At 73.8% G+C, this 12,411-nt stretch carries 14 protein-coding genes; 5 read left to right on the forward strand and 9 right to left on the reverse strand.

Annotation, left to right across the window (positions count from 1 at the left end; all coding sequences use genetic code 11):
* Window positions 1–11 precede the first annotated feature (11 nt).
* The 3 genes from ACFP2E_RS14630 to ACFP2E_RS14640 are packed head-to-tail and all read left to right on the forward strand — an operon-like array spanning window position 12 to window position 2,176.
* Window positions 12–785: an alpha/beta hydrolase gene (locus ACFP2E_RS14630; protein ID WP_378523094.1), complete on the forward strand. Its 774-nt coding sequence runs from the start codon at window positions 12–14 to the stop codon at window positions 783–785.
* 19 nt (window positions 786–804) lie between these two features.
* Window positions 805–1,380 carry an isochorismatase family protein gene (locus ACFP2E_RS14635; RefSeq protein WP_378523093.1) on the forward strand — a complete coding sequence of 192 codons (576 nt, stop codon included), beginning with the start codon at window positions 805–807 and terminating at the stop codon, window positions 1,378–1,380.
* Window positions 1,373–2,176, forward strand: coding sequence for an enoyl-CoA hydratase-related protein (locus tag ACFP2E_RS14640; RefSeq protein ID WP_378539345.1), 804 nt, complete (start codon window positions 1,373–1,375; stop codon window positions 2,174–2,176). The genes ACFP2E_RS14635 and ACFP2E_RS14640 overlap by 8 nt, the downstream gene beginning before the upstream one ends.
* Before the next feature lie 15 nt (window positions 2,177–2,191).
* On the opposite strand, the gene ACFP2E_RS14645 is transcribed toward ACFP2E_RS14640, so the two are convergent.
* The 4 genes from ACFP2E_RS14645 to hppD form a co-directional block, all read right to left on the reverse strand.
* Window positions 2,192–2,722: a DUF1697 domain-containing protein gene (locus tag ACFP2E_RS14645; RefSeq protein WP_378523090.1), complete on the reverse strand. Its 531-nt coding sequence runs from the start codon at window positions 2,720–2,722 to the stop codon at window positions 2,192–2,194.
* Between the two features lie 25 nt (window positions 2,723–2,747).
* A complete protein-coding gene (locus ACFP2E_RS14650; protein WP_378523089.1) occupies window positions 2,748–4,121 on the reverse strand; it encodes an FAD-binding oxidoreductase in 1,374 nt (457 codons plus the stop codon).
* A 144-nt stretch (window positions 4,122–4,265) separates the two neighbouring features.
* Window positions 4,266–5,915: a LuxR C-terminal-related transcriptional regulator gene (locus ACFP2E_RS14655; RefSeq protein WP_378523088.1), complete on the reverse strand. Its 1,650-nt coding sequence runs from the start codon at window positions 5,913–5,915 to the stop codon at window positions 4,266–4,268.
* Window positions 5,916–6,022: 107 nt separating this feature from the next.
* Window positions 6,023–7,249 carry a 4-hydroxyphenylpyruvate dioxygenase gene (gene hppD / locus ACFP2E_RS14660; RefSeq protein ID WP_378523087.1) on the reverse strand — a complete coding sequence of 409 codons (1,227 nt, stop codon included), beginning with the start codon at window positions 7,247–7,249 and terminating at the stop codon, window positions 6,023–6,025.
* 81 nt (window positions 7,250–7,330) lie between these two features.
* On the opposite strand from hppD, the gene ACFP2E_RS14665 reads away from it, so the two are divergent.
* On the forward strand, window positions 7,331–7,795 hold the full coding sequence (locus ACFP2E_RS14665) for an Lrp/AsnC family transcriptional regulator (RefSeq protein ID WP_378523086.1): 465 nt from the start codon (window positions 7,331–7,333) through the stop codon (window positions 7,793–7,795).
* 117 nt (window positions 7,796–7,912) lie between these two features.
* Here the strand turns inward: ACFP2E_RS14665 and ACFP2E_RS14670 are convergent, their stop codons facing one another.
* On the reverse strand, window positions 7,913–8,548 hold the full coding sequence (locus tag ACFP2E_RS14670; protein ID WP_378523085.1) for an IclR family transcriptional regulator: 636 nt from the start codon (window positions 8,546–8,548) through the stop codon (window positions 7,913–7,915).
* 121 nt (window positions 8,549–8,669) lie between these two features.
* Between ACFP2E_RS14670 and ACFP2E_RS14675 the strand changes: the two genes are divergently transcribed.
* On the forward strand, window positions 8,670–9,005 hold the full coding sequence (locus ACFP2E_RS14675; RefSeq protein ID WP_378523084.1) for a TfoX/Sxy family protein: 336 nt from the start codon (window positions 8,670–8,672) through the stop codon (window positions 9,003–9,005).
* An 11-nt stretch (window positions 9,006–9,016) separates the two neighbouring features.
* On the opposite strand, the gene ACFP2E_RS14680 is transcribed toward ACFP2E_RS14675, so the two are convergent.
* The 4 genes from ACFP2E_RS14680 to ACFP2E_RS14695 all read right to left on the reverse strand — a co-directional run bounded on the left by ACFP2E_RS14680 (window position 9,017) and on the right by ACFP2E_RS14695 (window position 12,354).
* Window positions 9,017–10,708, reverse strand: a complete 1,692-nt coding sequence (locus ACFP2E_RS14680; RefSeq protein WP_378523152.1) for a DEAD/DEAH box helicase — start codon at window positions 10,706–10,708, stop codon at window positions 9,017–9,019.
* Window positions 10,709–10,818: 110 nt separating this feature from the next.
* Window positions 10,819–11,079 carry a DUF3039 domain-containing protein gene (locus tag ACFP2E_RS14685; RefSeq protein WP_378523083.1) on the reverse strand — a complete coding sequence of 87 codons (261 nt, stop codon included), beginning with the start codon at window positions 11,077–11,079 and terminating at the stop codon, window positions 10,819–10,821.
* A gap of 28 nt (window positions 11,080–11,107) precedes the next feature.
* Complete coding sequence (locus ACFP2E_RS14690; protein ID WP_378523082.1) at window positions 11,108–11,665, reverse strand: YqgE/AlgH family protein; 558 nt, start codon at window positions 11,663–11,665, stop codon at window positions 11,108–11,110.
* 161 nt (window positions 11,666–11,826) lie between these two features.
* Entirely contained in the window at window positions 11,827–12,354 is a 528-nt protein-coding gene (locus tag ACFP2E_RS14695; RefSeq protein ID WP_378523081.1) for a hypothetical protein, read from the reverse strand.
* Window positions 12,355–12,411 lie beyond the last annotated feature (57 nt).

Genomic DNA, 12,411 nt, shown 5'->3' on the forward strand with positions numbered 1-12,411 from the left:
GTGGAGGCGACATGGCGTTCGTGACCTGCGACTTCTTCTCCGAGTCGCTCGGGACGGGGACGTCGATGAGCGTCGTCCTCCCGCAGGCCACCTCCGCCCAGATCGGCGTCGGGGCCGACGCAGGCGCGCCGGGCGGCGACGACGGCTTCCCGCTGCTCTACCTGCTCCACGGGCTCTCCGACGACCACACCGCCTGGGCGCGCTACACCTCGATCGAGCGGTACGCCGCCGCGGCCGGGATCGCGGTCGTCATGCCCGCGGTGGCGCGCAGCTGGTACACCGACGAGGCGCGGGGCCACGACTACTGGACGTACGTCTCCGAGGAGCTGCCGCAGGTGGTGCGCTCGTTCTTCCGGGTCACCGAGCGACCCGACAGCACCTTCGTGGCCGGCCTCTCCATGGGCGGCTACGGCGCGCTGAAGCTGGCGCTCACGCACCCGCAGCGGTACGCCGCCGCGGCCAGCCTGTCGGGCGCGCTGGACGTCGTGGGGCTCGCCGCCTCCCCGGAGCGGGACCCGGAGATGCACGACCGGGTCTTCGCAGGAGTTCCCGGCCCCGACGCGGACCTCTTCGCGCTGCTCGCCGCCGCACCGGCCGGGGCGGTCCCGCCGCTGCACGTCTCGTGCGGCACCGACGACGAGCTGCTCGCGAGCAACGAGCGGTTCGTGGCCGAGGCGCGGGCCAGGGGGGTCGACGTGACGTTCGACCTGCGGCCCGGCGACCACGAGTGGGGCTTCTGGGACCAGGGCATCCGCGACGTCATCGCGTGGCTGCCGGGGCGTTGACGCGGCTAGGCTCGCGAGCATGAAGCGGGCGCTGATTGTGGTCGATGTGCAGAACGACTTCTGCGAGGGCGGCTCCCTGCCGGTGCAGGGCGGCGCGCAGGTCGCCCACGACATCGCCGAGATCCTGCGGCACTGGGTGCTCAAGGATCCGAAGGCCCCCGACTACGCCCACGTCGTCGCCACCAAGGACCACCACGTCGACCCGGGCGACCACTGGTCCACCGACCCCGACTTCGTCGACTCCTGGCCGGTGCACTGCCGGGTCGGCACCGACGGCGAGGCGTTCCACCCGAACCTCGACCCGCAGCCGTTCGACGCGATCTTCCTCAAGGGCAACCACGAGGCTGCCTACTCCGGGTTCGAGGGCAAGGACGTCACCGGCACCGGGCTGGCCGAGTGGCTGGCCCGCCACGAGGTGACCGACGTCGACGTGTGCGGCCTCGCCACCGACTACTGCGTGCGCGCCACGGCACTGGACGCGGTCGGCCACGGGTTCAACGTCCGCCTGCTCGAGGACCTCAGCGCCGGTGTGGCGCCGGAGACGACCACCCGCGCGCTGTCCGAGATGCGCGACGCGGGCGTGCGCTTTGGCTGACGCCGACGCCGGCCAGGACGCGGACCACGGCCTCCTGGTCCGGCGGGACGGCGCCGTGCTGCGGCTGGTCCTCGACCGGCCGCAGGCGCGCAACGCCCTCACCCCCGGCCTGGCCGACCGGCTGGCCGGGGTTCTCGAGGACACGGTCGCCGACGACGACGTGCGGGTGGTGGTGCTGACCGGGTCCGGCGGGGCGTTCAGCGCCGGCGCGGACGTCGGTGAGGGCTCCGCAGCGCTCGACGAGGCGGCCGTGGAGCGGGCCAACCGGATCGTCCGGGCCGTGGTCCGGCTCGACAAGCCGGTCGTGGCGTCCGTCAACGGCGTCGCCGCGGGGTTCGGCTGCTCGCTCGCGCTGGCCGCCGACCTGGTGCTGGCCGCGGAGTCGGCGTCGTTCCTGCTGCCGTTCACCCGGCTCGGCCTGATGCCCGACGGCGGCGCCACGACGACCCTGGCGGCCTCGCTGGGCCGGGCGCGGACGATGCGGCTGGCGCTGCTGGCCGAGCCGCTGCCGGCGCGGACGGCGTACGACGCGGGGCTGGTGAGCCTTCTCGTGCCCGACGACGAGCTGGCCGACGCCACCGACGAGGTGGCGCGGCGGCTGGCGGCCGGACCGCCGCTCGCGCTCGCGGCGACAAAGCGGGCGGTCAACGCCGCAACCCTGGTGGGACCGACCGGGCTCGATCCCGCCCTGGAGCGGGAGCGGGTCGGCCAGACGATGCTGCTGCGCACTGCCGACGCGGCGGAGGGCCTGGCGGCGTTCCGCGAGAAGCGGGCCCCCGACTTCAGCGGCTCCTGACGCGGCTCCCGCCCGTCAGGCCCACTTCTCGGCGAGGGCGCGGACCACGGTGACGTTGCGGTTGGTCGCGACGCCGAGCCACTTCTCGACGGCCGCGTTGGTGAGCCGGGCGGAGCGGTACTCCGCGCCGACGAGCAGGTGGACCGCCCGGCCGCGCACGTGGGCGCGTTCACCGTCACGGGCGAGGGCCTCCAGCGCCTCGGTGCCCTCCGCCGTCGGCTCCTCCTTGAGGAACGAGACGTAGTGCATCCCGTCGTGCCCGCCACCGAGCGCGTCGGCGTCGGCCGCGACCGCCCGGAGCTCGGCCGGCGTCAGCACCACGGTCGGCACCGCGAAGCCGCGGTCGGCCGCGAACGCCTCCTCCAGCGCCGACTCGACCCGGGCCCGCGACCGCAGCGCTGTGCTGACCCGGACGTTGCCGGTGTTGAGGTGGGTGGCGACGTCGGAGAAGCCGGCGCCCTCCGCCGCCGCCACCACGGCGTCCTTCGGGAACTTCCTCGTCGCCCCCAGGTTGATCGCCCTCAGGAACCCCACGTACGTCGGCACCCGGCCATTCTGTCCCGACCCGCCCTCAGTCCGGGTCGATGTTGTGGTTGAGGTGGAAGACGTTGCCGGGGTCCCACTCGCGCTTGACCTCGACCAGCCGCCGCCAGGCGGCCTCGCCGTAGCCGGCGCGGACCCGGTCGGCGCCCTCGTGCCCGATGAAGTTCAGGTAGACGTCGCCGGTCGACCAGGGCCGGACCGCCTCCCGCACCTGCCGGACCCAGGCCCGCGCCCGGTCGTCGTCGGCCGGGTCGGCCCACACCGCGAAGGGGTGCACCACCCAGGGCGCGTCGCGCCACGGCACCGGGTAGCCGGCGGTGTTCCGCGCGGACGCCCCGCCCGCGGCGAAGAGCACGTGCTGGCAACCGGTCGGCTGCGGCATCGTCTCCAGCGCCGCGACGTGCGCGGTCACGGCCGCGTCGGGCAGCGTCATCAGGTGCTCGGCCGACCAGTAGTTCCGGTTCCCCGGCGGGTCGTCGAGCATGCAGTTCACGTCGGCGTACGGCATCTCCATGACCTCGTCGATGGCCGGGCCGAGGTCGCGCAGCGGCCCGGTGAGAGCGCGCGCCTCGGCCTCTCCCGCGATCACGGTGGTCAGCACGAGCAGCACCACCTTGCCGACGAGCCGCTCGGGGACGAAGTCCTCCTCGGGGGCGGCGACATAGATGCAGCCGCCGCTGACGTGGTCGCCGGCGCTCTCGACGATGTCGCGGTACTCCCGGATCGCGGCCTCGCCGTCCTCGACCTCGAACATCATCAGCACCGCGCTGAAGACCGGCAGCTCGTGCAGCCGCAGGGTGAGCGAGGTCGCGACGCCGAAGTTGCCGCCGCCCCCGTGCAGCGCCCAGAACAGGTCGGGGTTCTCGTCCTCGGAGGCGGTCACCTTCCGGCCGTCGGCGGTGACCAGGTCGACCGACACCAGGTTGTCGCAGGCGAGCCCGAACGCCCGGTCGAGCCAGCCCGTCCCGCCGCCGAGCGTGAAGCCGCCGACGCCGGTGGTCGAGACCCGGCCGCCGGTGGTGGCGAGTCCGTGCGGCTGGCAGGCGCGGTCCAGGTCGGTCATCAGGGCACCGCCGGCGACCCGGGCGGTCCGCCGGTCCGGGTCTACCTCGACCTCCCGCATCCGGGACAGGTCGACCACGAGGCCGTCCTCGACGAGCGCAGTGCCGGCGACGCCGTGGCCGCCGCCGCGCACGGCGACCTCCAGCCCGTGCTCGCGGGCGTAGGCCAGCGCGGCGACCACGTCGTCGGCGCTGGTGCAGCGGGCGATCACGGACGGGCGCTTGTCGATCATGGCGTTGTGCAGCCGGCGCGCCTCGTCGTACGCCGGGTCGCCCGGCGTCAGGAATTCGCCGGCCCGGCTGCTGGGCTGGGCCGCGGCGTCGCGGACGGTCTCGGTCATGGCTCCTCCTGGGGTGGCTGGTGACGCCACGCTAGGAACGGTGACCGGGTCGCCGCGTCGCACGGAGCGGCCATTTCCGGGGCTGCGCACGGATGGCCCGAACGGGCCACCGACTCCTCCTCACAGGACGCTGCCTGATCCGCCTCAGAGCACGCCGAGGGCGGACGCGCGCGCGACCGCCGCCGCCCGGCTGCCGACCTGGAGCTTGCCCATCGCGTTGGCGACGTGGCGGTGCACGGTGTGCTCGCTGAGCACCAGGCGACCGGCGATCTCGGCGTTGGTCAGTCCCTCGGCGACGAGGTGCAGGACCTCTAGCTCGCGGGGCGAGAGCGGCGAGTCCGGCCGCCCGGCCGGCTGGGGCGCGTCGCCGGGCCCGCCAGGGGGCAGCCGAAGTGCCCGCAGCGCCCGGTCGGCCGCCGCGGCCTCCCGCGCGGCCGACTCGTGGTCGCCGGCGGCGGCGAGGAGCCGCGCCAGCACCTGCGTCCCGCGGGCCGCGCCGTAGCGGGCGCCGGCTCTGTCGTAGAGGTCGATCGCGTCCTCGGCGCAGTGCCGGGCGCGGACGTGGTCGCCGCGCCGCAGCAGCAGCTCGGCGCGCGCAAGCCGGGCGCCGGCCAGCAGCGGCCCGGGCCCGACGTGCGCCGCGATCTGCTCGAGCTCGGCCAGCGCGGTCTCGGCCTCGTCGAGGTCGCCGGCCTCGACCCCGGCGCGGGCGAGGAGGTCGAGCCCGGCCGCCCGCCAGGCGAGGTCCTGGGGCCGGACGCCCCGCAGGTAGCGCTCGGCCGCCGCGGCGGCGTCGGCCGCCTCGCCGGCGTCGAGGGCGAGCTCGCCCTCGACCAGCGGCAGGCGCGGGTGGCCGGCCGCGCGCCCGAGGATGTCGACGGCCTCGTCGTGCCGCCCCTGGCGCCGCCGCAGCTCGGCGAGCCGGACCCACGCCTCCCCCGCCATCGCCGGGCGGGCCCGGCCGAGCGCCTCGGCCGCGGCCACCATGTGCTCCTCCGCGCGGGTCCAGTCGCCCTGCTCGAGCAGCACCCCGGCGTACTCGGCGCGGCACAGCTGCTGCAGCGAGTGGAAGCCGACCCGCCCGCACAGCTCGTCGAGCTGGCGGCACCACTGCGCCGCGCGGTCGAAGTCGTTGACGAGGTCGCAGGCGTTGATGAGGTAGCAGCAGGCGTAGCCCGCCAGCGCCCGGTCGGCGATGTCCCCGCTCACAGCGGCGGCCGCGGCGGCGGTCAGTAGCCGCATCCCCTCGGTGACCTGGCCGCGGGTCACGAGCAGGTTGCCCTCGATGGCCCGGCCGAACAGCTCGATGTCGTCCTGGCCGAGCTCGCGGCCGATCTCCCGGGCCCGCGCGGCCTGCCGGACGGCCTCCTCGGTGTCGCCGAAGGCGTCGAGGGCGAAGTCGGCCCGCCACATCGCGAGCAGCCCGTGCTCGGGCGAGAGCGGCACCCCGTCGAGCTGCCGCTCGGCGAGCTCGAGCCAGCCCTGGCCGATCGCCGGCTCACCCCGGAAGGTCACCAGGTCGTAGGCCAGCGTGATCGCGACCCGCGCCGCGTCCCGGCGGTCGCCGCGCTGCCGGTAGCCGCGGTAGGCGCTCTCCCGCACCTCGATGGTGCGCGGGTCGTCGAGCCAGAAGTACGCCGTGCCGAGCGACTCCAGCGCATCTGGCGCGGCGTCGGCGGCGACCGCGGCCTCGAGGCTGGCGGCAGCGGCCGGCCAGTCGCCGGTCTCGAGCGCGGCCCGCCCCGCAGCCAGCGCGTCGACGCCTGCGCTGTCGAGTCCCGGGCTCTGGACCATGTCGCACCTCGTCTGCCGTTCAGCCTCAGCGTACGGCGGACGGGACGGCCCGGCCATCGGTTACCGACGGCCGGGCCGTGTGCGCCGGAGCCCTTGCGGGCGAGAGGTCAGAGGTTGCCGCGGATCTCCTGCTCGCGCTCGATCGCCTCGAAGAGGGCCTTGAAGTTGCCCTTGCCGAAGCCGAGGGAGCCGTGGCGCTCGATGAACTCGTAGAAGACCGTCGGGCGGTCGCCCATCGGCTTGGTGAAGATCTGCAGCAGGTAGCCGTCCTCGTCGCGGTCGACCAGGATCCGCCGCTTCTTCAGCTCCTCGATCGGAACCCGCACCTCGCCGATCCGGGCACGCAGCTCCGGGTCGTCGTAGTAGGAGTCCGGGGTGTCGAGGAACTGGATGCCGTTGTCGCGCAGGATGTCGACGGTCCGCAGGATGTCGTTGGTGGCGAGCGCGATGTGCTGGCAGCCGGCGCCGTCGTAGAACTCGAGGTACTCGTCGATCTGCGACTTCTTCTTGGCGATGGCCGGCTCGTTGAGCGGGAACTTCACCCGGTGGTTGCCGGACGCGACGACCTTCGACATCAGCGCGGAGTAGTCGGTGGCGATGTCGTCGCCGATGAACTCGGCCATGTTCGTGAAGCCCATGACCTTGTTGTAGAACTCGACCCACTCGTCCATCCGGCCGATCTCGACGTTGCCGACGCAGTGGTCGATCGCCTGGAAGAGCCGCTTGGGGTGCCCCTCGCGCCGGGTGACCGTCGTGGTCTTCGCGACGAAGCCGGGCAGGTAGGGGCCGTGGTACTGCGAGCGGTCGACGAGGGTGTGGCGGGTCTCGCCGTACGTCGCGATCGCGGCCATCCGGACGGTGCCGTGCTCGTCGGAGACGTCGTGCGGCTCCTCGAGGACGGTGGCGCCCTGGGCGCGGGCGTGCTCGATGCACCGGTCGACGTCGGGCACCTCGAGCGCGAGGTCGACGACGCCGTCGCCGTGCTTGCGGTGGTGGTCGAGCACCGGGCTGTCCGGAGTCACGCCGCCGGTGAAGACGAACCGGGCGGAGCCGGAGCGCAGCACGAAGGACTTCGAGTCGCGGTGGCCGGTCTCGGGGCCGCGGTACGCCTCGAGCTCCATGCCGAGCGCCAGCTGGTAGAAGTTCGCGGTCTGGGTCGCGTTGCCGACGACGAAGCCGACGGAGTCCATCGCGATGACCGGGAACGGGTCGTTGCTGGCGTCGTACTCCACCAGCCCGACGAGCTGCTTGAGCTGGTCGAGGGTGAGGTCGGCCTTGAGCTCGTCGGCGGTGAGGGCGCCGCCGGTGGTCGGGGTCTCGTGGGTGGAGGTCATGCAGATCACCCTGCCGCCACAGGGCATCCTGTGCAACAGTACGACAATTCACTGGTCAAGTTGCCCACTCCGAGGACGATGATGGATGCACTGGACAGCAGGTTGATCGATCTCTTCGCCAGCCAGCCCAAGATCGGGATCCTCGAGGCGTCGCGCCGGCTCGGGGTGGCCCGTGGCACGGTCCAGGCGCGGCTCGACAAGCTCGTCGCCGGCGGTGTGATCACCGGCTGGGGACCCGAGCTCTCCCCCGAGGCGCTGGGCTACCCGGTCACCGCGTTCCTCACCCTCGAGATCCGCCAGGGCGCCGGCCACGACGCCGTCGCGCGGCACCTCGCCGCGATCCCCGAGGTGCTGGAGGCGCACACGATCACCGGGGCCGGCGACATGTGGGCACGGGTGGTCGCGCGCACCAACGCCGACCTGCAGCGGGTGATCGACCGGGTCCTCGACGACGCCGCGATCGTGCGCAGCTCGACGGTGATCGCGCTGGCCGAGCAGGTGCCGTTCCGGGTCCTCGAGCTGGCCCGCGCCAGCGTCGAGGACTGACAACTGTTGGCAGCTCGGCCCGCCTGCGAGGGGAACTGTTGGCAGCTCGGCGCCTTCTCCGGGGGAACTTGTGGCAGCTCGGCGCCTTCTCCGGGGTAAGTGGTGGCAGCTCGCGGGTCAGGCCAGGCGGGTCGCGACCTCGCGTGCCGCCGCGGCCACCTGCGGGCCGATCCGCGGGGCGTCCAGGGAGTCCAGCGTCACGATGCCGACGCTCGCCTCCAGCCCCTCGATGCCAGGGACGGGAGCCGCCAGTCCGGTGGCCCCGGACTGCAGCTCACCCTGCGTCACGACGTACGGCGGTCCGCCGGGCTCGCGGCCGGCGAGGATGGCCTTGCCCGCGGCGCCCTTGGCCAGCGCGTGCCGGGCCCCGACCCGGTAGGCGACGTGGAAGTCGGTCCACGACGGCTCGACGACCGCCAGCGCCAGCGCCTCGTCGCCGTCGGCGACGGTCAGGTGGGCGGTGCAGCCGACGTCCTCGGCGAGCGCCCGCAGCACGGGGACGGCGAGGTCGCGCAGCACCGGCTGCACGGCCGAGGCGAGGTGGAGGACGCCGAGGCCGACGTGGAGCCGGCCGCGGCCGTCGCGGCGGATCAGGGCGTGCTGCTCGAGGGTGCTGACGAGCCGGTAGACGACCGTCCGGTTCACGCCGAGGTGCCGCGCGAGCTCGGTGACCGTCAGCCCGCCGGGCGCTCCCGCCAGCGCGTCGAGGACGCGCAGCCCGCGGTCCAGCGTCTGGGAGGTCTCGGCCGCCATGGACCCCACTCTAGGGAGGGCAGGCGGGTCAGGCCGAGGGTCCGGACGCCGATCGGACCTCGCGTACCCCACCTGCGGGAGGCGCCGTGACGCCGCTCGCGCCCGGTGGGAGCATCGGAGGATGGGCGAGAAGGGCGCGAGGCAGTCGGCCGAGGGAGCGGAGCGGGCGGCGATGCTCGTCGAGTCGCTGGAGCCGCTCGGCCCGGTCACCAGCCGCACGATGTTCGGCGGCCACGGCATCTTCCTCGACGGCACGATGTTCGCGCTCGTCGACACCCGCGGCGCGGCTTACCTCCGCGCCGACGACGCGACGGCGCCCGACTTCGAGGCCGCCGGCAGCGAGCGGCACGGCCGGATGCCCTACTGGCGCATCCCCGACGCCGTGCTGCAGGACCCCGACCAGCTGCTCGCCTGGGGCGGACGCGCCGGGGAGGTGGCCCGCGCCGCGAAGGGCTGACCGGGCTCCCGTCAGGAGGACTTCTTCACCGCCCAGTCGCGGATCCGGTCGATGCGGGCGTGCAGCTGCTCGGCGCTCGCGATCGCCGCGGCCGGGCCGCCGCACTCCTTGCGCAGCGCCGCGTGCGTCACGCCGTGCGGCTGGCCGGTGCGGTGGAACCACGCGGCCACGAGCCCGTTGAGCTCGCGCCGCAGCACGGCGAGCTGCTCGTGGGTGGAGACCTCGCGGACCGTGTCGGCGTGCGGCCCCTGGGACCCGGGCGGCGGCGCCGCCTTCTGCTTGCGGGCTCGCTCGCTCTGCCGGTGGTGGAGCAGCTCGCGCACCTGGTCGGGCTCGAGCAGGCCGGGGATGCCGAGGAAGTCCATCTCCTCCTCGGAGCCGACGTGCACCTCGCCGCTGTGGCCGAACTCGCCGCCGTCGTACAGCACCCGGTCGAAGCGGGCCTCGGAGCCGATCGCCTCGAAGGACTGCTCGAGCTCGGCCGAGGCCGCCTCGGACGCGGCCGCCCGGTCGAGCAGCTCCTGCTCCGCGGCGAAGATGTCGTCCTCGTCGGTGACGACCCGGCCGAGCACGTGGTCGCGCTGCACCTCCATCTCGGAGGCGAAGCCGAGCAGGTTCGGCACCGACGGCAGGAAGACCGACGCCGTCTCGCCCTTGGCGCGGGCCCGGACGAAGCGACCGACGGCCTGCGCGAAGAACAGCGGCGTCGAGGTGGTCGTGGCATAGACGCCGACCGCGAGCCGCGGCACGTCGACACCCTCGGACACCATCCGGACCGCAACCATCCAGCGGTCCTCGCTCTCGCTGAAGGCGGTGATCTTCTTCGACGCGGCCTTCTCGTCCGAGAGCACGACGGTGGGGCCCTCGCCGGTGATCTCGCGCAGCGTCTTGGCGTAGGCACGCGCGGAGTCCTGGTCGGTCGCGATCACGAGGCCGCCGGCGTCCGGCACGTGCCGGCGGACCTCGGAGAGCCGCTTGTCGGCGGCGGCGAGGACCGACGGGATCCACGAGCCCTTCGGGTCGAGCGCGGTGCGCAGCGCCTGCCCGGTCATGTCCTTGGTCAGCGGCTCCCCCAGCCGCGCGGCGACCTCGTCGCCGGCGCGGGTGCGCCACTTCATCTCGCCGGAGTAGGCCATGAAGAGCACCGGACGGACCACGTGGTCGGCGAGCGCGTGCGAGTAGCCGTAGGTGTAGTCGGCCACCGAGCGCGGGATGCCGTCGGGACCGGGCGCGTACTGGACGAACGGGATCGGGTTCACGTCGCTTCGGAAGGGCGTCCCGGTCAGCGCCAGCCGGCGCGCGGCCGGCTCGAACGCCTCCCGGATCCCCTCGCCCCACGACAGCGCGTCACCGGCGTGGTGCACCTCGTCGAGGATCACCAGCGTCTTGAAGCGCTCTGTGCGGATCCGCATGGCGAGCGGGTTCACCGCGACGCCGGCGTAGGTCACCGCGATGCCGACGTAGTCCTGCGAGGTCTTCCCCTTGCCGGCGGAGTACGTCGGGTCGATGGGGATGCCGGCGCGCGCCGCGGCCTCGGCCCACTGCAGCTTGAGGTGCTCGGTGGGGGCGACGACCGTGACCCGGTCGACGACCCGTCGGCCGAGCAGCTCGGCCGCCACGGTCAGCGCGAACGTCGTCTTGCCGGCCCCGGGGGTCGCGACCGCGAGGAAGTCGCGTGGGCTCTCCTCGAAGTACTTCCCCATCGCCGCGGCCTGCCACGCGCGCAGCGACGGCGCGGTGCCCCAGGCAGCGCGCTCGGGCCAGGCGGGAGGAAGTGCGGGGGTCGGAGGGGCGGCGTCGTCGGGCCGCCCGGTCACTCGTTCCCCTCGTCCCCAGGCTTCATCGACTCCCAGACCTCCTTGCACTCCGGGCACACGGGGTACTTCTCCGGAGCGCGGCTGGGGACCCACACCTTGCCGCAGAGGGCCACCACGGGGGTGCCCATCACCATGGCCTCGGTCAGCTTGTCCTTGTCGACGTAGTGGGAGAACCGCTCGTGGTCCCCGTCGTCGGTCGGTTGGGTGCGCCGATCCTCGATCGTCTCGGTGCCGGGAGAGAAGCCGATGCTGGTCATGATGGCCCCCATCCTAAGCGGTCGGATCTCAGTTCAGGTCCGGGTCGACCGGCCGCGTCGAGTGCCAGGCGAGCTCGCCTGGCTGGCGCCGCAGCACGTCGCGCCACAGGTCCGTCGGGTCCATCCGGAACACGTCGACGGCCTCCGCCGGGACGACGTACCAGCTGCCCTCCTCGATCTCGGCCTGGAGCTGGCCGGCGCCCCAGCCGGCGTACCCGGCGAAGATGCGCATCCCGTCGAGGGTGCCGTCGACGAGCTCGACGGGCGTGTCGAGATCGATGATGCCGAGCTGGCCGGTGACCGCGCGGAAGCCGACGGGGACGTCGTCGCTGGTGCGCAGCAGGCCCACGGCGAGGGCGCCGTCGGCGCTGACCGGTCCGCCGTGGAAGAGGACCTCGGGGGCGGCGACCACGTCGCGCCAGTCGGCGAGCACGTCGGCCACGGCGACGACCGAAGGCCGGTTGAGGACCACGCCGAGGGCGCCGTCGTCGTCGGCGTCGAGCAGCAGCACGACGGTGTCGGCGAAGTTGGGGTCGAGCAGCACGGGCGTCGCCACGAGCAGCATTCCCGCACGCACCTCGACCATGCCCCCATGATGGCCGACCGCCACGGCTGCCACGACACCCGGACCGGGTACGCGTCGGCCCCGGGCCCGACGCGGGTGGGAGTGCGGCAAGTGGGAGGGAGCCGCGAGGGGGTGCGTCGGGGCCGGGGCCTGGTCGTGGGGCCGGTCGTGGGTGCGGCCGATCAGGCCGCGAGGACCGCCTTGATGCGCTCGAGGAGGCCGTGGTTGGCCGCCGCGGCGGCCACGGACTGCGGGGCGGGCGGCAGGGCGCGCGCCTGGCTCTCGATCAGGGCGCCGACTCGGGCGGCCGCGGCGTCCATCGCGCTGGAGCGGCCGGCCATCATGGCCAGCAGGATGTGCTCCTTCTCGGTCGACTTGGCCATGGCCTCGGCCATGGCGTCGTCGGTGGGGTGGGCTCGGTAGTGGTCCAGCACCGCGAGCACGCCGGGCTGCTCGTCGGCGAGGTCCCGCCACGCCACGATCACCGCCGCCTCGAGGTCCATCGGCTGGGTCATCAGCTCGCGCTCGATACGGCCCGCGAGCCGGGTGTGCCACTGCAGCTGCAGGGCGGCCAGCAGCGCCAGCTCGTCGTCGAACGTCTCGGCGACACCGTCGAGGTCCCAGGGCAGGACACCGTCACGGCGCTCGTTGGCGGCGGCGATCACGCTGCGGAGGACCTCTCCGCGGCGGTGGAAGGACTTCCAGGTCATGGCTCTGTCTCTCCTGTCTCACGCACATACCTTTGGTACGTACTCTCAGTATGACCC

It is taken from the genome of Nocardioides sp. GCM10027114 (assembly GCF_042659625.1).
GTDB lineage: Bacteria > Actinomycetota > Actinomycetes > Propionibacteriales > Nocardioidaceae > Nocardioides.